Below are 23,077 nucleotides of genomic sequence, written 5' to 3' on the forward strand. Positions count from 1 at the left end.
TTCTCAGAGATATTGTTTTTGAGCCGTCATCGCCTGTTCAAGACGCTGGATCTCGATGTTGAGGTCGACACGGCGATTGAGTTGCTTTTCGCGGCCCGCCTTCACTCGCAGCCCGGCGATATCGCGCGCCAGTTGCGCAAGCCTTTCGAGCGCGGCGCGACGGCGCTCAATTGCAGAGCCATCGTCGTTCGCCACATAGTTACCTGACAACCGTGCTGCCGCCAGCGCCTCGATCCGAGCCAACCACCCTTCATAGACCGTCAGAAGATTTCGCGAGGGCTGGTTCCCCAGCGCCAGACTATCCATGAAGGCGCGCTCCGTCTCCGGCGGTACGATTGGATCAAGGCCGCTCACCGCGACCACCCGCTCCACCACGACCTTGCCGCCCTCGTTCTGCGCCGCACGCTTGGGCGCGACGGATATGGCAACACCACTGCTATCTGCGCTGATTAGCAGCACCGGATAGGGAATGGCGCGGTGGACCAGCTCGGTCAGACGAGCGGCGCGCGCTTCGGCACGAAAAATCGCGACGATGACGGCGATCTCAGCATAATCGCGAACCTCGTCTGCAAAGGCTGGGATGGCAACAGTATTGGGCTTGAGGGCGGCGAGCCATTGGATCTCCTCGACCCCATCCTGGATCGCACGCTTGTCAGCGGCCGTCGGCGCGCCCTGTTCGACGAGCATTTTCTTGGGTACGCGCGCATCGACCCGCGCGCCGGGCGGAAGATCGAGAGCCGACACAAGCACGGCTGTAGCTGACATTGCCGTCATGACGCCCCCTTCGCGGCTGGAGCCAGGGCGACTAGAAAGGCTACCACCTCGAAATCGTTGATCCCGGCAAACTCGCCTTTCATTGCGTGGGTGCCGCCCATCTGAAACAGGCTGGCGACCGCGCGCTCCTCGCGTTTGCCGACGAGGCTACTGATCGCGCGCGCCAGCAGTTTACGATAAGGCTCCATGTCGCGGCCCGACCGCGTCGCCTTATCGAAGCGCGTGTAAACGCCTTGATCGGGCTCGTCTTGGCCGAGGCTGAGCTTTTTGAGCCTGTCGAGCACCTGCTTGGCCTGAGTATAAGGCAGTAGAACTTCACCGTCGTCGCCAACATGGACGACATAATGCGGCGCCAGCGGATAATCCGGCTCCGCCACCAGGCCCGCAGCCTCGCCTACCGCGCGCAGACAGAAGATGACGCCGGGAGGGATGGGGTTCTCCCCGTCGGCAGGCGCCTCGGTGACAGCATAGGTTCCGAGCGGGAGCGCGTCGAGGCGGTCTCGGTTGGCGCGCAGATAGCCTGCGAGGTCGATGCGGAAATCGTTGAGGGTGAGGTCAGCGATCGAGACGCCGCTCGACAGATCCTCAAGGTCGATCACCGCATCCTGCAACTTCTGGAGCTGGGCGCGCCTGTATTCGAGATCGTTCATCTGGTTGCCGGCCTGGAATTCGATGACGTTCTCCTCGCCAGTCGCCGACACGTCGAGCAGAATCATGCGCCCGCTGACGCGAGATTCAAGATCGAGATATTCATCCAGCTCCATGTTGGGCCAGAAATTGACAAGCTGGATTTTCGTATTCTGCGAACCGATACGGTCCACACGCCCGAAGCGCTGGATGATCCTGACAGGGTTCCAGTGGATGTCGTAATTGATGAGAAAGTCGCAGTCCTGAAGGTTTTGGCCTTCGGAAATACAGTCCGTCGCGATCAGGATGTCGATCTCGCCTTCGGCGGCGAGTTCGACGGGACGCTCCTTGGAGCGAGGCGAAAACGCGCTCAAAATGCCGCTCATGTCTCCGCGCACGCCGGGCATCGTTGTCCGGTTCGAGCCGGTGCCGCTGACGACAGCGCTATGCACACCGAGCGTATCGCGTGCCCAATCCGCAAGGTTGCGATAAAGATAGTCCGCGGTGTCGGCGAAGGCCGTGAACAGCAAAATCTTTCGGTTGTCCGGGTTGATCGGCGCACGTACCTTGTCGGAGATGATCCGCTTCAGTTCAGCCAGCTTCGCATCGCTATCCGGCATCACAAGGCGCGCGGCAGCCAACAGTGCGCCGAGGCGATCGCGGTCTTCGACAAGGTCTTGCCGCCAGCGGACACGATCGACGTCTTGCAGCAGCACCTTGACCTTGCGGCCGACCAGCAGCGCTTCGAAGGCTGGATCATCCACATCGATGTCATCGATAGGTGTTTCCTCGACGGAATCGTCGTGTGCGTCGATCTTAGCGAGCAAAGCCTCCACATCCTTGAGCTGGCGCTCAATAGTCAGCGCGAATGATGCAACCGAGCTTTCCATCCGTTTGAGAATGTTCACCCGCAACAGGTGAATGAGGCTTTCTTCTCGGTCGACCTGCCTGAAAAAGCTTTCGCCACCGCGAATTTTGGTGCTGTACTTCTCATCATAGGCCGCCTGCTTGTGCTGCAGGACGTAACGAAGAGGTGCGTAGGCGCCTAGGGTCAGGCGGCGAATTTCGTTGTTGATTTCGCGGATCGGGCGGAAGGCGCCGGCAAGATCGACATCAGCCTTGATGTTCACCGGCGGCAATCGATCCGGGAATTGGCCAGTCTCGGATGTTCCATAATATCGCTGCACATGCTTGCGCGACCGAGCGATGGTCAGCATGTCGAGCAGTTTGAAATAGTCGAAGCCGAGCATGTCCATCAGGCGGGCGGGTCGGCGTTCGGTCTCGCCCAGATCAAGCCAGCGATTGAATTGACCCTGGGCCTTGCGGATCGTCGCCTCGATGCTCGAAATGCCATGGCTCGCCAGCGCGACATCATTGCCCTCCGTCACAAAGGCGATCTGGTTCTTCAGGTCCGCAAGCCGGTTGTTCACCGGCGTCGCCGACAACATCAGAACCTTGGTTTTTACGCCAGACTGAATGATCCGCTTCATCAGGTGATCGTAGCGGGTGTCACGATCCTTATGCGTCGGCTTGTTGCGGAAGTTGTGCGACTCGTCGATCACGACCAGATCGTAATTGCCCCAATTGACGTGGCTGAGATCGATATCGCCGGAAAGGCCGCCATCGCGCGACAAATCGGTATGATTGAGAACATCGTAGTGCAGCCGGTCGGGCGCAAGCACATTGCGGCGGTCGTTGGCCTTGTAAAGAGTCCAGTTATCCCGCAACCGCTTTGGGCAAAGCACCAGCACACGGTCGTTCCGCAACTCGTAGTATTTGATAACAGCAAGCGCCTCGAAGGTTTTGCCGAGACCGACGCTGTCGGCTATGATGCAGCCGCCAATGCGTTCCAACTTGTCGATGGCTCCGGTTACGCCATCGCGCTGAAACCGGAATAGCTTTTTCCAGACGACAGTATCGCGAATGCCGGTCGCGGACTTGATGATCCGCTCTTCGTCCAGTTCATCGCCAAGGTCCTTAAACATCTGATAGAGCATCTGGAAATACACGAGCGACGGCGCCCGTGGCGAAGCAACTTCCTCCAGCGCCTTCAAGAAGCCTTCCTTTGCCGATGAATTCTCTTCGATATCCTCCCAATTCGAGCGAAACCATTCTTCGAAATCAGCAGTCTCGGCATTCGACTCTGTCGCTTGAATCAACCCCAGACGGCCGCTCGGGGTTACACCAAGACCGTCGGTCGTGAATGAGCATGTCCCGACCATGGCCCGGCGAAAGTCTGGTTTGCCGTTGACGAGTATCAGCGACTGGGGCGGCGACCGGCGGGTGTGCCTAATTTCAACCCGCTTCCGCGCCCAATCGGCGACGAGACGGGCGAGCCATCGACCTTGAAGTTGCCCGCGAAAGACGATGTCAGCTTCGCTGCCCAGAAGACCGGGAAGAATGGAACCGGCCTCTCCAAGCAGCAATCGGCATCGCTCTATTCCATCAAGAACGCCGCGAAGCTCCGCAAAAGCAGGGAGCGAAAAAGTCGGAGAAACGATGTCTATGAAGGCGCCCTGATCGAGCCATTCGCGCAACCTGTCGACGCCACGATCCGTCGCGCTGTTTCTGACGAGCCTCATACGTCTCCATCCTTTCGAGGCATATGAGGCTTAGAAAATGGGTGGTGAACTTCGGACGAGCTTTCGATAAATTGGCGGATTGCCTGTCGGATTACCCACGAAACAGAGGCGTCCCTTGATAGCGCGATCTGCGACAGCGTCTGATAATCTTGCTCTTCCAGACTAACTGTCAGCCTCGTTGCCTTGCGTGGACGTTCGGTCATCCATTTCCCCTCGATTCATTATCGCACCCTATCGACATATGCACCGCTTCTCAACACAGTGATGCATTATTCATCAGATTGGTGTTGAAGGCCGAACCTCCAAACTGTGAGCCCACCCAGTCTATCTACGCCTAAAAATGGCAACGTGTATATGTGGCGATCCGCAGACGTAAACGGTGTTCGCTGCTATATACAAGCATTAAGGGCAAACGAGAGCAGCATGAAAGCGGAATATACCGCAGCCACACGTTTAGTTTTGCTGGCGGATTACATTATCTCGGACCCGAGTATGTCGCTGAGGAGCCATGCGATCACGTGCGCGCCAATGTTGAATTTCGGGGGCACCTCGCAAATCCGTAATCTGCGATCTGCTTCCGAACGCGACCAGTACTTTAGTAGAGGGAACCGGCCAAGAATGACACCTCAACAGTGGAAGACAATCTGCGACAAAGTTTCGGACGACATGCTCGTCCACACTCGTCCCTTCGTGACACCGTTGGGTACAGAAAACCCGCTAAGCGTCCGCCTGGTGGGTACTGGTTCCTACGTCGTGCGGAAGAACCACCGGCTTTTAATCACCTGTGAACATGTCGCTCGGATCCAGCCGATGCATTACCGCTTCAACGGCAATGAGGACGTTTTCGAGCACCGAGGACCGTGGACGATGGACAAGCATCCCATTGATGCTGCTTTTGCTCCTATCACCGATTTAGCTTGGGCGGCTTGCCCCCATCAAGCGGAGCCCATCTCGTACGACCGATTTGCGTGGTATCACGCACCGGCTGATCGGGCAGAAATCCTTTTCTTTCGTGGCTTCTCTGGGGAAAACAGCCACTACGCATTCAACGTTCATCAAACCAACGGAACCGGTTACGCCACCCAAGAAAAGGAGATGAGAGGGGATGATCAAGTCTTCGAACTCTTCTGGGAGCCGGAAAACACCGAACTAACCAGCCAAACCACGACCGAGGCGGCAGCAGAAATGAAAATCGAGAACGCCGGAGGTTTCAGCGGATCGCTGGTCTGGAACACCCGTTATGTTGAAGTGACCCAGCAAGGTGGCCAATGGACGCCCGAGGATGCGGTCGTCACCGGCCTACTTCAACGCTGGGATCAGGACACTAGGACACTACTGGCTTGGCGCGTTGAGCATCTCCGAAAATGGCTCGAGACCAAGGGCGCTTAGGCCATCGTCACCCCACCGCCAACGGGATCAGCCCTCACAAGATTTGTGGGGAAAGCCTTCCCCTGCGGCCAAGTCCTGTTCTCGGCCGACCCCTTCTGCGGCGAGAACCCCGCAACGCCCCCGAGAGTGAGAGTACGGACGGGTTTCCCGTGACGGGTTGAGGACTGGAGAAGAGGTCTCCGGCGCCCGTCGCGGAGAACCGCGATGTTCAGAAATGACCGCAGCGGGCGTGCCGGCTCCGACCGGACAAGCCTTTACGATGACATCACCGGCAAAATCATCGCCGAGCTGGAAGCGGGCCGCTTCCCTTGGGTCCAACCCTGGGGCACCGTCGCGGCCAATGCGCCCCTCGCCATGCCGAGGAACGCCACGACCGGACGGCATTATTCGGGAATCAATGTCCTGATCCTCTGGGGCGCCGTGATCCAGCACGGCTTCCCCGGCCAGAGCTGGTTGACCTTCCGCCAGGCCCTGTCACTCGGGGGCAATGTCCGCAGGGGCGAACGCGGCACGACCGTCGTCTATGCCGATCGCTTCACCCCGGAGAACGAAAAGCGCCGCGCCCGCGAGACCGGCGAGGAAGCGGCCGCAATCCCGTTCCTCAAGCGCTTCACGGTGTTCAATTCAGCGCAATGCGACGGGCTGCCGGAAGATGTCTCCATCGTGGCCCTACCGCCTCCGCCCAGCCTCATCGAACCACAGGTCGAGGCGCTGATCCGGGCGACCGGCATCGACTTCCGCATCGGCGGCGACCGCGCCTTCTATGTGCCCGCACACGATTATGTGCAGGTGCCGCCGCCCCAGGCGTATTTCGAACCGATCAATTGGCACAGGACGGCCCTGCATGAGATGGGGCACGCGACGGGCCACGCCTCGCGCCTGAACCGCGATTTCTCCGGCTCCTTCGGTTCGAAGACATACGCCTTCGAGGAACTGATTGCCGAGATCAACGCAGCCTTCTGCTGCGCCTCGCTCGGCATCACGCCCACCGTCCGTCACGCCGACTACATCGGCTCCTGGCTCGAGGTGCTGCGTGAGGACAACCGCGCCATCGTCCGCGCGGCCTCCCAGGCGAGCAAGGCAGCCGACTGGCTGCTCGCTCACCTGCCTGACACCGTTGCGGGCGTCCCTGGCGACGATCGGGAAGCGGCATGACCATCCTGAAAGCCGGAAAGGCGACGACGCGGGTTTCCGGGTTTCCGGCTTTGCACTTTTCCGCCAGCCCGGCGCTGCCCTCATAGAGTGAGAGGGCGGCGCTTCGCTTCGTGACGGGTTTGGAGGTCGAGAGAGAGGCTCCCGGCCGCCCGCCGCGGAGTAAGGAACATGGCGACTGCCATTCAGAAGATCACCCTGTCGTCGGCGCGCGACATTCCCTTCAACAAGCTGGCGTTGAGCCAATCCAACGTCCGGCGCGTCAAGGCCGGCGTCTCGATCGAGGAGCTGGCCGAGTCCATCGCCCGGCGCGGGCTCATCCAGTCTCTGCATGTCCGTCCCGTCCTCGACGCCGACGGCACTGAGACCGGGATGTTCGAGGTGCCCGCTGGCGGCCGCCGCTATCGCGCCCTTGAACTGCTGGCGAAGCAAAAGCGCCTGGCCAAGACCGCGCCCGTCCCCTGCATCGTCGGCGACCCCAACAGTGACATCCTCATCGATGAGGTGTCACTGGTCGAGAATATCGAACGCGCGCCTCTGCATCCGCTCGATCAGTTTCGCGCCTTTTTGGGGCTGCGCGACAAGGGCATGACCGAGGAAGCCATCGCCGCCGCCTTCTTCGTCGGCGTCAATATCGTCAAGCAGCGCCTGCGCCTCGCATCCGTCTCACCGACCTTGCTGGAAATCTACGGCGAAGATGGCATGACGCTCGAACAGCTCATGGCCTTCGCCGTCAGTTCCGACCATGCCCGCCAGGAACAGGTCTGGGACGCGATCAAGGATGGCTGGCAGAAGGAACCCTATCACATCCGCCGGATGCTGACCGAAACCACGGTACGGGCCTCCGACAAGCGCGCCGTTTTTGTGGGCATCGAAGCCTATGAGGCGGCCGGCGGGAGCGTACTGCGCGACCTGTTCCAGTCCGACGATGGCGGCTGGCTTCAAGATGCCGCCTTGCTCGACCGCCTGGTGGCCGAAAAGCTCAAGAGCGTCGCCGACGAGATCGCGGGTGAAGGCTGGAAATGGGTCGAAGCCAGCTTGAGCTTTCCTTATGGGCACGAGCATGGACTGCGGGCGCTTGTCGGCGTCACGGTCGACCTGACCGAAGATGAACGTGCCACTCGTGAGGCCCTTCGCGAGGAATATGACCGGCTTGAAGCCGAATATTCTGAAGCCGACGAGTTGCCCGACGATATCGACGCGAGGCTCGGCGAGATCGAACAAGCGCTCGACGCCTTCGAGCAGCGCCCGTCGATCTACGATCCGGCCGACATCGCCATCGCCGGCGTCTTCGTCAGCCTTAACGCCGATGGCACGCTGTCGGTGGATCGCGGCTATGTCCGTCCCGAGGATGAACGATCCTCCGGGAGCGATGGCAGCGATGCGCCGGAGCCTGGCGGTGATACCGACGATCTGGCCACGCCTGCCGTGCAGCGCGCCGTCATCACGATTGGCGGCCAGGCTGCGGAGCCGGAAGACGATGAAGAGGAAGGCATCAAGCCGTTGCCCGAGCGCCTCGTCATCGAATTGACTGCGCATCGCACCCTTGCTCTGCGCAACGCGGTCGCCGAAAATCCGGATGTCGCCATGACCATGCTGCTGCACAAGCTGGTCAACGACACGTTCCGGCGCACCGCGCCCGCTGGCTGCCTCGAGGCCCGCGTCAATCATGTCTTCTTCTCGGCGCAGTCCGACGAGTTGAAAGACAGCGCACCCGCGCGTGAGGTCGCCGAACGGCACGAGCGCTGGGGCGATCATGTTCCCGCCGACGATCAGGCGCTCTGGGATTGGTTGGCTCACCTCGACGATGGTACACGCCTCGATCTGCTGGCTCATTGCGTCAGCTTCGGGGTGAACGCCCTGTACGAGCGACCGAACCCTTACGGTTCGGGTGTCAGCCAGCATGGGCTCGACATACGCCTGGCGCAGGCCGACCGGCTGGCACGAGCCACCAGCCTCAACATGGTGACGGCGGGCTGGAAGCCGACCGTTGGCAACTATCTTGGCCGCGTCACCAAGCCCCGCATTCTCGAAGCCGTTCGGGAGGGCGCGGGCGAGCGGGCAGCAGGGCTCATCGACCATCTGAAAAAGGGCGACATGGCCAAGGAAGCCGAACGCCTGTTGGCCGACACCGGCTGGCTACCCGAGCCGCTTCGCCTGGTCGATCAGGACGAACCGGCCATGAACGGCGAAGGCGACGAAGCGCTCCCTGCGTTCCTCGATGACGATGAGGCGCCCTCCGACGAAGAGGACGAGGCTTCGCACGCCGTCGCCGCTGAATAGCGGGCAATGCGGAACGGCTCCGGCCGTCCTGCACCCTCCTTCTCCACCCTTTCAGCCTGGCCCCAAGATCCAAAGTCTGCGCGGCGATGCCACGCGGGCCGGGCTTTCTCGTTTCAGGAGCCTGTCATGGCCGATTATTTCACCCATTTCTCGTGCCTGCTCAACGTCGGCACACCCGAGAACGCCGCTCGTGCGCTCGACCTCTACAACGCGCTGTCCGCTGAAGGCGCGTCGGAGGAGCCGCCCTCCGAAGGCTTTCTTCTCTCTATCCAGCCCGAGCACGGCGGCAACCAACTCTGGATGCGAGACGACGTGACCGGCGACCCCGAGCGCCTCATCCAGTTCGTAAAGCTTTGCGCAGCCGAGTTCGCCCTCACTGGCAAATGGGGCTTCCAATACGCCAACACCTGCTCGCGGCCGCGTCTCGACGGCTTCGGCGGCGGCGCTCACGTCCTCGACCTCGCCACCGGCGAGACCGTGGACTGGATCTACACCGATGGCTGGCTCGGCCAGACCATCTCCAGCGAGGGAGGTCCGCTATGAGCATCCCCGCCCATGCCCGGACCAATTTCCAGACCCTGCTGCGCGCGGCGGGCGACGGCAATCTCGCCCTCATGGAGTGCCTCGACGCAGCGACGGGCAGCCCGCGCTACGTCATCTGTGCCGTGGGGCGAGACGATGGCGATTACGTGTTCACGCCGTTCGGCCATCTCGCCGACGGCAATCCCTATGACGCCTATCTGCCGCCCGATCCCGGCGATCCCGAAGGCTTCGTGCACCCCGAGCCGGGAGATACGCCATGATCGACATCGACGCCATTTTCGCGGCGGATCGCCAAAATCCGCCGCATGAACGGTCTCTACCCTGGCCGGAAACCAGAGGCAGCCTCACCGTCGTTGTCGAGCCCAAGCCGCATTGGGCCAGCGACATGCGGGCGTTTCGATCTGACGCTCAGGAATATTGCACCTATGCCGACTGGACCGAAAATGGCGCGCGCGCCCGTTTCTTCGGCCACGTCGATACCTGCGGCGACGACCTGGTCCGCAAAGCTCGCACACTCGTCGCCTCCGAGATCGCGGACGGCCTCTGGAACTGATCCCCTCGAAAAGCGCCCCACCTCGCGGTCGGGCGCTTTTTCCATGCGTGCGTCTTGAGAGTGAGAGGGCTGCCGGGACGGGTTTGAGCCGGGGCGGTCGAGAGAGAGCACCGCACAGGCTCGTTCCTTCCCGCTCTCCATGAGGTTCCCACGATGACCATGATCTCCGCATCCGCGACGGCGACCGCCGCCGCAACACTTCCGCTTGACTCCAATCCCGAGCCCGCCGCCGCCATCTTGGCGGCAGCCGGTCTGCTATTGTCACATCTCGAACGTGGCGAGCGTGTCGACGGCGCAGTTTTGCGTGCTGCGATGGAAACCGCCTTTGGCGCGTCGGATGCGGCCGGTGCCTGGGACTGGAAGACGGCCTATGACGCCTGCGAGGCCGCAACCATCCTGTTTCTCCGTAAGTACGGACATACGCTTTTCCGCAAAGCCGGAACTCCGGCGGCAAGGCTGTCCGCGCTGACAAAGATCGCCGGCCTTCTGCCGACACATACGCGGCGCTCGACCGAAAGCCAGACCTTTCAGCAATTCTCGACGCCGATCCCGCTTGGCCTGATCGCCACCCACGCCGCGGCCATCACCCCCGCCGACCGGGTTCTCGAACCCTCGGCGGGCACCGGCCTGCTGGCCATCCTGGCCGAGATCGCTGGCGGCACGCTCGTCCTCAACGAGCTGGCCGACACCCGCGCCAGACTGCTTTCACTCCTCTTCCCGGCCATTCTCGTCACCCAATTCGACGCGGCGCAGATAGACGATCACCTGGACGCCGCCGTCACGCCCAGCGTCGTGCTGATGAATCCGCCCTTTTCGGTCATGGCCAATGTCGAGGGCCGCATGGCAGACGCAACTTACCGCCATCTCGCCTCAGCCTTGGCGCGCCTGGCTCCCGGTGGGCGGCTGGTCACGATCACCGGCGCCAGTTTCGCGCCCGACAATCCGGCCTGGACGGACATCTTCATGCGATTGCAGGAACGCGCGCGCGTCGTCTTCTCGGCTGCCATCGACGGCTCGGTCTATGCCAAGCATGGCACGACCTTCCCGACGCGGCTGACCGTCATCGATAAACGCCCCGCCGATGATCCTGCCGTGTTCCCGGTCGCACCCGGTATCGCGCCCGACGCTGCAACCTTGCTGGGTTGGCTCACCGAGCACCTGCCGGAACGGCTAGCCGTCGATCCCTCCGTCATGGTCCCGGCGATCCCGGCCGCTGCCGCGCGCAGCGTGCGCGGTTATATCAATCGTGCCGCCAAGGTCGCGCCAACGACCGCTCCTTTGGCCGAGCCCGAGGGCGTGCCGCTTGCCTACGAGACTCTCGACGGGCCGACCGGCGAAGGCGGACGCCTGTCCGATGGCATCTACGAAGGATACGGATTGCAGTCGATCCGTATTATCGGCTCTCAGGCGCACCCGACCAAGCTCGTGCAATCCGCCGCGATGGCATCGGTCGCACCGCCAAAGCCAAGCTATCGGCCACGTCTCCCCGCCCATATCCATGATCTGTTGTCGGACGCCCAGCTCGAGACCGTCATCTACGCGGGCGAAGCGCACGCCGACCATCTCGCCGGATCATGGACGGTGGACGCCACCTTCGACATGGTCAGTGCTGCCCGCGAGGATGCACAGAATGCCGTTCGCTTCCGGCGCGGCTTCATGATCGGTGACGGCACCGGCGTCGGCAAAGGCCGTCAGTCCGCCGCGATCATACTCGACAACTGGCTTCAGGGTCGCCGTAAGGCCGTCTGGATCAGCAAATCCGACAAGCTGATCGAAGACGCGCAGCGTGACTGGTCGGCGCTCGGCATGGAGCGCTTGCTGATCACGCCGCTGTCGCGTTTCCCCCAAGGGCGGCCGATCACATTGCCGGAAGGCGTCCTATTTACGACCTATGCCACGCTACGCTCCGACGACCGCGGCGAGAAGGTTTCCCGCGTCCGGCAGATCGTTGAATGGTTGGGCTCTGATTTTGATGGAGCGATCATTTTCGACGAGGCGCACGCGATGGCAAACGCCGGTGGCGGCAAGGGAGAACGCGGCGATGTGGCCGCCTCACAGCAAGGTCGCGCCGGTCTGCGCCTTCAGCATGCCCTGCCGAACGCTCGTGTTGTCTATGTATCGGCGACCGGCGCCACCACGGTCCATAACCTCGCCTACGCTCAGCGCCTCGGACTCTGGGGCGGCGAGGATTTTCCGTTCTCGACCAGGGCGGAGTTCGTCGAAGCGATTGAGGACGGCGGCGTTGCTGCGATGGAAGTGCTGGCCCGCGACTTGCGCGCGCTCGGTCTTTACACCGCCCGCTCGCTCTCCTTCGACGGCGTGGAATATGAGCTGGTCGAGCACGCGTTGTCGCCAGAGCAGACGCGCATTTACGACGCCTATGCCGGGGGCTTCGCCATCATCCACAACCACCTGGATGCTGCGATGGAAGCTGCCAATATCACCGGCGCTTCCGGCACATTGAACCGGCAGGCCAAGTCAGCCGCACGCTCGGCCTTCGAGAGCGCCAAGCAGCGCTTCTTCGGCCATCTGCTGACAGCCATGAAAACGCCGACCCTGATCCGGTCGATCAGCAGCGATCTCGAAGCTGGCCATGCCGCCGTGATCCAGATCGTCTCAACCGGTGAAGCGCTGATGGAACGCCGTCTGGCCGAATTGCCAACCGAGGAATGGAACGACGTTCGGATCGACATCACGCCCAGGGAATACGTTCTCGACTACCTCGCCCATTCCTTCCCGGTGCAGCTCTACGAGCCTTTCACCGACAGCGAGGGCAACCTGTCCTCGCGACCGGTCTATCGCGACGGTCAGCCCGTCGAAAGCCGCGAAGCCGTCGCGCGCCGCGACGAGCTGATCGCGCAGCTCGCCTCGCTGCCACCTGTACCCGGCGCGCTCGATCAGATCGTCCAGCATTTCGGGACGGAGCTGGTGGCCGAGGTGACGGGCCGTTCACGGCGCATCGTCCGCAAGAGCACGCCGTTGGGTGGTGACCGCCTTGTCGTCGAGACCCGTGCCGCCGCGGCCAATCTCGCCGAGACTCAAAGCTTCATGGATGACGCCAAGCGCATTCTGATCTTCTCGGACGCGGGCGGCACCGGCCGCAGCTACCATGCCGAGCTGTCGGCGCGGAACACGCGGCTGCGCGTCCACTATCTCCTCGAACCCGGTTGGAAGGCGGACGCCGCTATCCAGGGCCTCGGCCGCACCCACAGGACCAACCAGGCGCAGCCGCCGCTGTTCCGACCGATCGCCACGGATGTGAAGGCGGAGAAGCGCTTTCTTTCCACCATCGCCCGGCGGCTCGATACGCTCGGGGCGATTACGCGCGGCCAGCGTCAGACTGGCGGCCAAGGCCTGTTCCGCCCCGAGGACAATCTCGAAAGCCCCTATGCGCGCGATGCACTGCGCCAGCTCTATCTGTTGCTGGTGCGAGGCAAGGTCGAAGGCTGCACACTCGAGCGCTTCGAAACCGCCACCGGCCTGAAGCTGATGGACGCGCATGGCATCAAGGACGAACTGCCGCACATCACCACATTCCTCAACCGGCTGCTGGCGCTGACGATAGAGCTTCAGGGCGTGCTGTTTACCGCCTTCGAGCAACTTCTTACCTCCAAGATCGAGGGGGCCATCGCCAGCGGCGTCTACGATGTCGGGCTGGAAACGTTGACGGCGGAAGGCTTCACCGTCACTGATCGCCAGACCATCTATATGCATCCAAGCACGGGCGCCGAGACCCGGCTGCTCACCATCGCGCAGCGCGCGCGCAACCGCCCGGTCACGCTGGACGAGGCGCTCGGCCACCTCGGCGAACCCGGCGCCAGACTGCTGGTCAACGAGCGCTCCGGCCGCGCCGCCGTACAGATCCCCGCTACCTCGATCATGCTCGATGATGGCGAGATCGAACGTCGCGTCCGGCTGGTCCGACCAATGGAATCGCACACTGTTCCATTGAAGATGATGAGCGAGACCCATTGGATCGAGGCGGAGCGCAGCGCCTTCGCCACGGCCTGGGCCGCCGAGGTTGCGGATGTGCCGGAGTTCTCCGACTGCACGATCCATATCGTCGCCGGCTTGTTGCTGCCCATATGGAAGCGGCTGCCGAACGAATCCACCCGCGTCTATCGGCTCCAGACCGACGAGGGCGAGCGGATCGTCGGCCGCAAGGTCTCTCCAGCCTGGGCGGCCCATGCAACCACGACCGGCGCAGCCACGCTAACGCCCGCCGACGCCTTCATGGCGCTGATGGATGGGCGCACCATCCTCGACCTCGCTGAGGGACTTCAGCTTCGCCGCGTCCGCGTCATGGGCGCCGATCGCATCGAATTGTCGGGGTTCACCGACACGATGCGCGAGCGGCTTACCGCCTACGGCCTGTTTCACGAGATCATCTCGTGGAAGCTCAGGATGTTCGTGCCGACCGATGCAGCCGGCCCCGTGGTGCTGGAGCGCGTGTTGGGCCGCTACCCGCTCCAACGCATCGGCGAACGTGAGGCAGCATGATGACCCGGCTCGACGCTTCCGATCTGGCGACCCGTCTCGGCCAAGAGGCCGAGGCGGTGTGCCGCCACTATCTCGACGCCGGCCGTCGCCAGGGCAATTACTGGCAGGTCGGCGATGCCCGCAACACGCCGGGCCGCTCGATGTTCGTGCGGCTCAAGGAAACGATGAAGGGACCTGCCGGCAAATGGACCGACGCCGCCACCGGCGAACATGGCGACCTGCTCGACGTGATCCGGGAGAGTTGCGGCCTGATTGACTTCGCCGATGTCGTCGACGAGGCGCGTTCCTTTCTCAGTATGCCGCATCCTGAACCCGCGCCCGCACCCAAGAAACGAATGGGCAAACCAGCTCCGTCAGGCTCGGCAGAGGCGGCAAAGCGATTGATCGCCATGTCGAAGCGGATCAGCGGCACCCCCGTAGAGACGTATTTCCGCACACGCGGCATTACGGCTTTGCACGGAACCGGAAACCTGCGCTTCCATCCACACTGCTATTATCGGCCAGATGACCACGGCCCGCTTGAAACCTGGCCAGCGATGATCGCTGCCGTCACCGATCTTAACGGCCGAATTACTGGCGCCCACCGGACATGGCTCGCCCCTGACGGCACCGGTAAGGCGCCTGTCGAAACGCAGCGCAAGGCGATGGGCGACTTACTCGGTCATGCCGTTCGCTTCGGGATTGCCGGCGAGGTGATGGCGGCGGGCGAAGGCATCGAAAGCGTCTTGTCGGTACGACAGGCGATACCGGACATGGCCATGGCGGCGGCATTGTCCGCTTCCCATCTCGCCGCCATTCTGTTTCCGGAAACGTTGCGTCGGCTCTATATCGTCCGCGACAACGACCCGGCGGGCGACGGTGCGCGGGACAATTTGGTCGAACGGGCGAACGCGGTCGGGATCGAGGTGATCGTGCTCTCGCCGGTACGGGAGGACTTCAACGAAGATCTCCGGCACCTTGGCCTCGATGCACTCCGGGCCAATCTCAGGGGCCAACTCGCACCACAGGACGTCGCCCGCTTCATGGCGCTGGCGGCATAACCGGCAGGGAGGAAAGTGGCGAGGTCATCGCCAAATGCCCGCCCGAATGCCCCTACATCGAAAGAGAGCCGCGCCTCGGCCTTCGAGAGGGCGATCGGCCCATAGGCGTGCCGGGGCGGCAATGGCTGCGCCGACTATTTTCCGGCGGCGGCCCCAAAAGAGAAAATGGGCCGCCTTTCCATCGCGAAACAAAATAGCCGGCTTGTCGCCATCCTCCGCTCACGCTTCGGCCCTCCGCTTTGCTGCGGGTGCAGTCCCGTCCCGCCCATGCGCTTCGTCGCCAAGAAGGCCGCGAGGGTCGCGGTCCAAACGATGGAGCATCCTATGAGCGAGCACGACGATTTCGAGCCCCACCACGCATCCTCTCCCACAGACCATCTCCTCCAGGAGCTTCAGCTTTACGGTTATCGCCCCTTTGAAAACGAGCCAGACCCCCGTCCCCTGCCGGAAGCAAGCCGCGTCACCGGCGCCATTGCCGACATCTTCGACGCCCTCATCGCAACCCTTATGGACACCCGCCTCGAACCTGATCTCGACGATCTTCTCTGGTCAACCGTCAATCTCTTCCACCGCGCTTGCCACCGGATTGAACGCGAATTGGACGACAACGAGCAAGGACAGCGCCGCCTTCAGCGCGAACAGGACGGCAGCGAGGTGAAATCCGTCGAACTGGAGCGCCTCACCGCCGAGGGGCAGACGCTTCTGGAACGCCGCGACGCCTTCGAACTGATGCGCGATCAGGCCGCCGATCATTTCGAGCGCCATACCGGATCAAGCTGGAGGCCCCGCACAGGATCGATGGCCAACCATCGCAATCTTACCGCAGCGATGATCGACAGCCGCGACTTCCTGGCAGCCAAACGTCGCGCTGAGACCGAAGCGCTTATACCCGCCGGGCCGAAGATCGCCTTCACCGGCGGCGACACTGCCGACCACAAGCTAATCTGGGCCAAACTCGATCAGGTCCACGCCAAGCATCCCGATATGGTGTTGATGCACGGCGGCTCTCCCAAAGGCGCCGAAAAGATCGCTGCGCGCTGGGCCGACCACCGCAAGGTGCCGCAGGTCGCCTTCAGGCCCGACTGGGTGAAGCACGCCAAGGCGGCCCCGTTCAAACGCAACGATCAGATGCTTTCCGTCATGCCAATCGGCGTTATCGTCTTCCCGGGCACTGGTATTCAAGACAATCTTGCCGACAAGGCTCGCAAATTGGGCATCCCGGTTTATCGATTTGGCGGCAGCGCATGAACTGACAACTCATATGCCTTGCGACGGCAGTTGACGCTGGTCACGCCGACCGTAAAGTCGCATCGTCGAATATGGATTAATAGCATGTTGTCGTTCGGAAATTTGCTCGACGTGAACGGAATAGAACGTCGTAACGTTAGGTTGCTGCGCCATCAGGATAATCGCTACAAGGGATATCACTCACCCTACACACTATGGCGGGACCACAGAGATCGCTTCGAGGCATATCAAGAGACCCAGGCGATAGCTGATAAGGCGCGCTTGAATGCACCCTACTGGGCATCATTTGTTGGCGCCCCTGATCGTGAAACGCTATTCGTTGGGCTCTATTCAGCAGAACTGACAGGCTTGCTTCCCTCGGAGCGACTTCATCCGGTAACAGGTGGTGTTGAACCGGCTGGAAGTTGCCACCTTTATAAGCTGACGTTGCTTACCGAAATGTCGGAATATGCCGGTCGGCTTTGGATCGAGTGGGGCAGCGGCTATCGCTCGTGGATACAGCGTGGTGACGGAGCGCCAAAGCCCATTGTCGAATTGCGCCGCACTCTTGGCGAACCACCGTTTCCTGGGTTTCAAGGTCTCCTAATAAAGATGTCCGAGATCGACAGTTTGCCCGCGACATGGTCAACGGCCCTGTCGACCACGCGCGGTATTTATCTCCTCACATGTCCGAAGACCCGTGAGCAATATGTCGGAATGGCATCTGGATCAGATGGCTTCATGGGGCGTTGGCGAGAATATTTTGCTTCCGGTCACGGCGGAAATATCGGCCTCAAAAGTCGGGATCCGAGCGATTATCAGATATCCATTCTCGAAACAGTTGGGACGGGTGCAACGACAGCTGACCTGACGGTTTTGGAAATCAGGTGGAAGAATAAACTTCAAAGCCGCGAAATGGGCCTCAACAGGAATTGAAAGGCGGAACTATGGACGAAAATCAGGTCAATCAACCAGTCCCGCGCACATCAACCAAGTCGGAACAGATTCGTGCGCTGGGTGCCGCGGGCCTGAAGCCAGCCGAAATAGCAAAGCGACTGGGCATTCGCTATCAGCACGCCTTTAACGTGCTTGCCTCCGAACAGGCTATGAAAAAGTCGGGAACAACTGAAAATATCAAGCGGGTACCTGCGTCCGCGACGACCGTGGAGAAGCCATTCCTGTCATCTGACGCTCTCAAAAAGGCCGGGTTTACGCAGATTGGTCGCTGGATATTGACTGATGATATCTTGTCGATTGAAGGCGAGGTTCCGCACGCGGTTGGTGTATATGCCTTCGTAAGATCGGGTATCGCTTTATATGTCGGTGTGGCAACGATGGGACTGGCAAAACGCCTTTATTTTTATGCCAAGCCGGGCGTCTCCCAACGTACCAGCCAACGGCTTAATCGCGCCATCAAGTCTGAATTGCAAAGCCTTTCGATGATCGAAATATATGCCGCCATGCCACCTGATCTGGAGTGGAATGGCCTCCCAGTTCACGGCAGTGCCGGGCTGGAACTTGGCCTTATTAAGAAATTTGCTCTCGAATGGAACATGCGCAGCTCCGGCTGATAATGAGCTTGAAGACACCCCCGCTTCATTTGCGCTTATCCTTGATCCAACCAATGGCCTGACGCCATCAACCCGTAAAGGGTCGGACTACGCATGCGCGTGCCGCCGCTTGCGGCTTCGCCTTCATCGGTGATTGCGGCCCTTGGCCGGACACTTCGGGCGCCTGTCAGCGGGGGATGGTCCTCCGCTTCAAACAGGAGCCGGATCAATGTCCTCTACCGACGCTTACGCCTTCGCTCTCAGCCTCGCCTCGACCCTGATGGTCGCCATTGTTATATTCCGCGCTGGCGACGGCACGCTCTCGGTCACGCCGGCCGCCGAATTCGACGGCGACGAGGCCTCGATCCTGCGCGAAATCGATCCTTTCGCCCCATAACGGGGCGAAAGCCTCGCCTCAAATGGCGGAAACCCGCCGGTTTCCACTCCTCTTTTCATTGTCGATTTGCTATACTCTGGCTGCGCCATGGTGGTGGTGGAGGCGCAACCGTCAGAGTTCATCTCCCGGAGACACCACCATGCTCATTCTCGGCATTCTCGCATCTATCGCCGCCATAGGCTTCCTCTGCTGGCTGCTGTTCACGCTCGCGGTCTTCACACTGCCGCTTTTCGCCAGCGTTTCAATCGGAACGTGGGCCTATGGTACGGGCGCTGGATGGCCAGGCGCAATCCTCATCGGCCTTGTCGGCGCGGCGCTGACGCTTGGTATCGGCCAATTTCTGCTGATCGTCGTGCGGCCCCTCTGGATCAGGCTGCTGGTCGCCGCTGCCTTTGTGCTTCCGGCGGCAATCGCCGGCTTTCACGCCACACACGGCATCGTCAAGCACACCATGCCGTCAGAAACCTGGCAGGTCATCTTCTCCGTTGTCGGCGCGATCGCCGTGGGGATCACAGCGTTTCTGAGGGTGGCGGGCATGGTAGTGTCCCCGCCGCCGAGCGAGACCGTCGCGCGAGCATAGTCTTCGTGTTCAACGCGGGTGGCAACCAAGCGAAGACTTTTACCGCCTTGTGTCTCGAGAAAAATGGGGATCGGCGTTGTGATCGGTCGTCAAGCAAGCCGGTGAAACGCAGCCGCCCTATGCCGCTCGACAGAAAAGCCTCGGACTGACGCCGCCGACCAGACGGCACTGCGGCGGGCTATCAGGTGGCATCGGTCAGGATGATGCAAGCCGAAGGTCCAGGCACTGGCAATTGATCTCGATGTCACTGCCTATGCCGGTTCATGAGGAACCAGGGCAGCCATTTATCTCCGCTCGGACTCGTTGAGAACCGCCACCTGCACGGCCTCTCCAATGGGCTGATCTGGCCGAAGGACGGCTTCGCCTCGACCGCCTAAGCCGCAATGGCGCGACGCAATTTTCTTCCCGTGGGTTTCACCCATTCCTCGCGAGCCAAGAAAACAGCTCTGTCGCCATCCTCCGCTTCGCTCCGGTCGCCATCATGGATGATTTGGCGATGCGGCGTCGATCGCCTCCGGCCTCCCGATCGCCATCGAGGCCGCTGCGGTAGCGGGCTCGAATACGAAAACGGAGATTTCAAAATGGCTACCATCGGCACCTTCAAGAAAACCGGCTCGAACGAGTTCACCGGCGAGATCGTCACTCTGAGCGTCCAGGCCAAGGGCGTCCGCATCGTCCCCGACCTGCGCGCCAACGGCGAAAACGCCCCCAGCCACCGCGTCATGGTCGGCCGGGCAGAAATCGGAGCCGCCTGGTCGAAGCGTTCCAACGACGACCGACCCTATCTCGGCCTCAAGCTCGACGATCCGAGCTTCAACGCCCCCATCTACGCCAACCTCTTCGACGACGAAGACGGCGAGACCTACTCGCTGATCTGGTCCCGCCCCAACGGTCGCCGCGGCGACTGACCCCGGCACCAAGGCCCCGGCCCTCCGGCCGGGGTCTTTCCCATGACAACCGAATCAGTTGCTTGCCAATTCCGGTTAGCGCCGCGATCTTCAACGGTTTTTACTCGCACCACGCGCCAAGAACGACTATTATAGTCGTAGTTCTGGCATATGCGTTGCTGCCGGTGGGAGGTGATCATGCATGATCACCGCCCGACAATCACGGGCCGCACGCGCGTTGCTGGGATGGACGCAGGAGACGCTCGCTGACAAGGCCCGAGTATCATTGACCGCGCTCAAGCGCCTCGAATCCGAAAGCGGCCTCGAGGTGTATGAAACCACGCGCGATCAGGTTCGCAGGGCACTGGAGGCGGCCGGCATTGTGCTCCTGCTGACCGACAAGGGTGAAGGCGTGCTTCTGCACCATGAACAGTCCCGGCAAAGATAATCGTTGATTGACCGCCGAGAACAACATGCCCGTCTTCCCCGTTCTTCATCATGCCCGGGTCATTGACACGGTGCATAGAGTTAACGGCGTGGAAATCATCTGCTACGGTGTCAGGTAATGGCGCAATCAACCCCACATTTTCAGGACGAGCCACCGGCCGGGCCGTCGCTCACGGTCTATGACCAGGAGCATATGACGCTCTATCTGCGCCTCCTGGACGCCGAGCGCGACGGCGCTGACTGGCGCGATGTCGTGAGGGTTCTGTTCGACCTTGATCCCGAGGCCGATCCGGACCGATGTCGCCGTATTTATGCTGCCCATCTCGCTCGCGCCCAATGGATGAGCGAGCATGGCTATCGGGAGCTGATCGGCAAGAGCCCGCCCGCTTAACGGGGCGATGCTCCTACGGCATCAGGCGATGCCGACTCTCTGTCTTCCACCCGACAACCCTTCCGGGAATCTTAACCCTCCCTCAATTCGGCAACATTGATGGAGGGTTCTGATGCTGCCAGATGCGTCTCGCTGGCGATCCGCCGCGAACTACGAACACGTCGACACCCTGAGCGCCTCTGATCTCGCCTGGGAGTGGTTGCGCCGCAACGAAGGCTACGACAGGGACTATGAAGCCCTGAATGACCCCGGCGCTGACCGAGAACAGCTGACGGAAAAAATCCGCCAGCACTGGGGGTTGCGATTTCGCCGTCGATCCAGCCCTCGACCTGCCTGACGCCCCTGTTTTCTGGCTGCCGCAAGCCGATACCAGCGTGGTTTTGTTGTCATCACCGCCGCTGGTGCTGCAAGACGCGCCCTCGCCAGACAGTCCCTTGCCGCTCGTCTTGTCGGCGGACCAGCAAGGCATTGACGGCTTCCATGCGCTCTTGCCTATGCTGGACGATCAAAGGCTGCAAGTGTTCAGCCTGGACGCCGAACCCCTTGCCGCGATCATTCCCCTGACGCTGGAAGGCTTTGACCGGCTTGCGTCCGTCTATCGACTGCTCGCTCACCTTCATGGCCGGTCCGTGCCACCCGACGCACGTCTGACGCGCCAGCAACGCACGCGGGCGCGGCGCATGTTGCAGGCTATCGACGGCTTGCGCTCCGGCGCCACCCAGCAGGAGATTGCCCAGAGCCTCTTCCGCATCAAACGATTGGGCCGTAGCGAATGGCAAGTGTCCCCGATCCGCCATTCGGTGATGTCGCTCCTCCGCGACGCCCGAACCATGATCTCCGGCGGTTATCGTAAGCTCCTTCGCCACCGCCGCAAACCCTGAAATCCTTGTTCTGACGCGGTGTGGGAAATTCGCCCCCCGCAAATTCCTCCTCCATCCAACCCGCTTCCCTTCGCCATCGTGGCCTGCATCCGCCGTCTGTTCCCGACGGTGCCAACGCACACCACGAAAGGCCGATCCATGCGACCCGATCTCGCCGTTTTGCCGCCGCGCTTTCTGCGCACCAAGGAAGCCGCCGAATTTCTCAGCCTCTCCGCCCGGACCCTCGAAAAACACCGCACCTATGGCACCGGCCCCGCCTACAAGAAACTCGGTGGCCGCGTGGTCTACGCCGTCGACGACCTGCAAGCCTGGGCCGAGCGCGGCGCGGTGACATCGACGACCGACCCGCGCGGTCAGGTTCTTCCCGCCAAGCGCCATGCCTTCGCATCCAACGGCCAACCAAGCCGCCTCGCGCGCTGACCCGGCGTCCTTATTCCATGTCGGCGCGGCATCGAACCCTTTCGGAACGTGGGCAGCTCGATCTCTTTCGGGCTCTCCCTGGCGATTTCGCGCCAAGAGATGCGCAGGATCTCATGGCCTATCCCTTCTTCTCCCTGTCCAAATCGCATCGTGTGACCCCCATCGACTTCGTCGCGGGCACCATCTCGATCCGCGTTGAGGCTGTGCCAGACCATGGCATGGCCACCATCTGGGATGCCGACATCTTGATCTGGGCCGCAAGCCAGATCGTTGAGGCTCGCGACTCCGGCTTGCGCACGTCGCGGCTCATGGCGGCGACGCCCTATGAAATTCTCACCTTCATCGGTCGCGGCACATCGCTTCGCGACTATCAGCGCCTCAAGGCAGCACTCGACCGCCTGCAATCGACGACGGTCAGCACCTCCATCCGTCAGGCAGCGGAAGGCCGCCGCCATCGCTTCTCCTGGATCAACGAATGGAAGGAGCGCACGGATCGGACCGGGCGACCGGATGGGATCGAGCTGATCGTGCCCGACTGGTTCTATCAGGCCGTCCTCGACAACGCGCTCATCCTGACCATCGACCGGGCCTATTTCGATCTGACCGGCGGGCTTGACCGCTGGCTCTATCGCCTTGTGCGAAAACACGGCGGACGGCAGCGCAGCGGTTGGCGGTTTGACTTCCGTCACCTGCATCAGAAATCGGGCGCGTTATCCCCATTCAAGCGCTTCGCCTTTGAGCTGCGAGACATCGTGCGCCGGCAACCCCTACCAGGCTACACGCTATTTCTGGAGGTCGAAGTTGGCGGGCGCATGCTGCTCGCCTTCGAGCCCAATCCCACCTGTGGACAGGCT

General features: G+C 61.7%; 22 protein-coding genes and 1 pseudogene. 20 read left to right on the forward strand and 3 right to left on the reverse strand.

Annotated features, from left to right (window positions below; all coding sequences use genetic code 11):
- Positions 1-3: 3 nt before the first annotated feature.
- The 3 genes from ACLIRY_RS08625 to ACLIRY_RS08635 are packed head-to-tail and all read right to left on the reverse strand — an operon-like array spanning position 4 to position 4,186.
- Positions 4-774 carry a DUF4391 domain-containing protein gene (locus ACLIRY_RS08625; RefSeq protein ID WP_413204974.1) on the reverse strand — a complete coding sequence of 257 codons (771 nt, stop codon included), beginning with the start codon at positions 772-774 and terminating at the stop codon, positions 4-6.
- Positions 771-3,983 carry a helicase-related protein gene (locus ACLIRY_RS08630; protein ID WP_413204975.1) on the reverse strand — a complete coding sequence of 1,071 codons (3,213 nt, stop codon included), beginning with the start codon at positions 3,981-3,983 and terminating at the stop codon, positions 771-773. The genes ACLIRY_RS08625 and ACLIRY_RS08630 overlap by 4 nt, the downstream gene beginning before the upstream one ends.
- Positions 3,980-4,186: a ribbon-helix-helix domain-containing protein gene (locus ACLIRY_RS08635; RefSeq protein WP_413204976.1), complete on the reverse strand. Its 207-nt coding sequence runs from the start codon at positions 4,184-4,186 to the stop codon at positions 3,980-3,982. The genes ACLIRY_RS08630 and ACLIRY_RS08635 overlap by 4 nt, the downstream gene beginning before the upstream one ends.
- Positions 4,187-4,601: 415 nt before the next feature.
- Here ACLIRY_RS08635 and ACLIRY_RS08640 point away from each other — a divergent pair, with 415 nt between their 5' ends.
- The 20 genes and pseudogenes from ACLIRY_RS08640 to ACLIRY_RS08735 form a co-directional block, all read left to right on the forward strand.
- Positions 4,602-5,372, forward strand: coding sequence for a hypothetical protein (locus tag ACLIRY_RS08640; RefSeq protein WP_413204977.1), 771 nt, complete (start codon positions 4,602-4,604; stop codon positions 5,370-5,372).
- A 204-nt stretch (positions 5,373-5,576) separates the two neighbouring features.
- On the forward strand, positions 5,577-6,527 hold the full coding sequence (locus ACLIRY_RS08645; RefSeq protein ID WP_413204978.1) for an ArdC family protein: 951 nt from the start codon (positions 5,577-5,579) through the stop codon (positions 6,525-6,527).
- 168 nt (positions 6,528-6,695) lie between these two features.
- The gene (locus ACLIRY_RS08650; RefSeq protein WP_413204979.1) at positions 6,696-8,807 is read left to right on the forward strand and encodes a ParB/RepB/Spo0J family partition protein; all 2,112 of its coding nucleotides are present in this window, start codon (positions 6,696-6,698) and stop codon (positions 8,805-8,807) included.
- A 126-nt stretch (positions 8,808-8,933) separates the two neighbouring features.
- Complete coding sequence (locus ACLIRY_RS08655) at positions 8,934-9,350, forward strand: hypothetical protein (RefSeq protein WP_413204980.1); 417 nt, start codon at positions 8,934-8,936, stop codon at positions 9,348-9,350.
- Positions 9,347-9,610 (forward strand): DUF6117 family protein, encoded by a 264-nt coding sequence (locus tag ACLIRY_RS08660; RefSeq protein WP_413204981.1) that lies wholly within the window; start codon positions 9,347-9,349, stop codon positions 9,608-9,610. The genes ACLIRY_RS08655 and ACLIRY_RS08660 overlap by 4 nt, the downstream gene beginning before the upstream one ends.
- On the forward strand, positions 9,607-9,903 hold the full coding sequence (locus ACLIRY_RS08665) for a hypothetical protein (RefSeq protein ID WP_413204982.1): 297 nt from the start codon (positions 9,607-9,609) through the stop codon (positions 9,901-9,903). Before ACLIRY_RS08660 ends, ACLIRY_RS08665 begins: the two co-directional genes overlap by 4 nt.
- 153 nt (positions 9,904-10,056) lie before the next feature.
- Positions 10,057-14,403 carry a strawberry notch-like NTP hydrolase domain-containing protein gene (locus tag ACLIRY_RS08670; protein WP_413204983.1) on the forward strand — a complete coding sequence of 1,449 codons (4,347 nt, stop codon included), beginning with the start codon at positions 10,057-10,059 and terminating at the stop codon, positions 14,401-14,403.
- On the forward strand, positions 14,403-15,443 hold the full coding sequence (locus ACLIRY_RS08675; RefSeq protein ID WP_413205339.1) for a toprim domain-containing protein: 1,041 nt from the start codon (positions 14,403-14,405) through the stop codon (positions 15,441-15,443). The genes ACLIRY_RS08670 and ACLIRY_RS08675 overlap by 1 nt, the downstream gene beginning before the upstream one ends.
- A gap of 324 nt (positions 15,444-15,767) precedes the next feature.
- Entirely contained in the window at positions 15,768-16,691 is a 924-nt protein-coding gene (locus ACLIRY_RS08680; protein ID WP_413204984.1) for a DUF2493 domain-containing protein, read from the forward strand.
- 84 nt (positions 16,692-16,775) lie between these two features.
- The gene (locus ACLIRY_RS08685) at positions 16,776-17,606 is read left to right on the forward strand and encodes a GIY-YIG nuclease family protein (RefSeq protein WP_413204985.1); all 831 of its coding nucleotides are present in this window, start codon (positions 16,776-16,778) and stop codon (positions 17,604-17,606) included.
- A gap of 11 nt (positions 17,607-17,617) precedes the next feature.
- Positions 17,618-18,241: a GIY-YIG nuclease family protein gene (locus tag ACLIRY_RS08690; RefSeq protein ID WP_413204986.1), complete on the forward strand. Its 624-nt coding sequence runs from the start codon at positions 17,618-17,620 to the stop codon at positions 18,239-18,241.
- A 208-nt stretch (positions 18,242-18,449) separates the two neighbouring features.
- Positions 18,450-18,617, forward strand: a complete 168-nt coding sequence (locus ACLIRY_RS08695; RefSeq protein ID WP_247261271.1) for a hypothetical protein — start codon at positions 18,450-18,452, stop codon at positions 18,615-18,617.
- A gap of 139 nt (positions 18,618-18,756) precedes the next feature.
- Complete coding sequence (locus ACLIRY_RS08700; RefSeq protein ID WP_413204987.1) at positions 18,757-19,197, forward strand: hypothetical protein; 441 nt, start codon at positions 18,757-18,759, stop codon at positions 19,195-19,197.
- Between the two features lie 581 nt (positions 19,198-19,778).
- Positions 19,779-20,105: a DUF736 domain-containing protein gene (locus ACLIRY_RS08705; RefSeq protein WP_112796495.1), complete on the forward strand. Its 327-nt coding sequence runs from the start codon at positions 19,779-19,781 to the stop codon at positions 20,103-20,105.
- Between the two features lie 181 nt (positions 20,106-20,286).
- The gene (locus ACLIRY_RS08710) at positions 20,287-20,532 is read left to right on the forward strand and encodes a helix-turn-helix domain-containing protein (RefSeq protein WP_113372415.1); all 246 of its coding nucleotides are present in this window, start codon (positions 20,287-20,289) and stop codon (positions 20,530-20,532) included.
- A 117-nt stretch (positions 20,533-20,649) separates the two neighbouring features.
- Positions 20,650-20,922 (forward strand): DNA -binding domain-containing protein, encoded by a 273-nt coding sequence (locus ACLIRY_RS08715; RefSeq protein WP_413204988.1) that lies wholly within the window; start codon positions 20,650-20,652, stop codon positions 20,920-20,922.
- Between the two features lie 112 nt (positions 20,923-21,034).
- Positions 21,035-21,259: a transcriptional regulator domain-containing protein gene (locus ACLIRY_RS08720; protein ID WP_112796364.1), complete on the forward strand. Its 225-nt coding sequence runs from the start codon at positions 21,035-21,037 to the stop codon at positions 21,257-21,259.
- A 37-nt stretch (positions 21,260-21,296) separates the two neighbouring features.
- Positions 21,297-21,803: a DUF2285 domain-containing protein gene (locus ACLIRY_RS08725; RefSeq protein WP_413204989.1), complete on the forward strand. Its 507-nt coding sequence runs from the start codon at positions 21,297-21,299 to the stop codon at positions 21,801-21,803.
- A gap of 138 nt (positions 21,804-21,941) precedes the next feature.
- The gene (locus ACLIRY_RS08730; RefSeq protein ID WP_413204990.1) at positions 21,942-22,223 is read left to right on the forward strand and encodes a helix-turn-helix transcriptional regulator; all 282 of its coding nucleotides are present in this window, start codon (positions 21,942-21,944) and stop codon (positions 22,221-22,223) included.
- A gap of 17 nt (positions 22,224-22,240) precedes the next feature.
- Positions 22,241-23,062: pseudogene (locus ACLIRY_RS08735) on the forward strand (replication initiator protein A); the annotation flags it as partial.
- Positions 23,063-23,077 lie beyond the last annotated feature (15 nt).

Origin of the sequence: Rhodospirillum sp. A1_3_36 (genome assembly GCF_047263945.1) — a bacterium.
Lineage (GTDB): Bacteria > Pseudomonadota > Alphaproteobacteria > Rhodospirillales > Rhodospirillaceae > Rhodospirillum.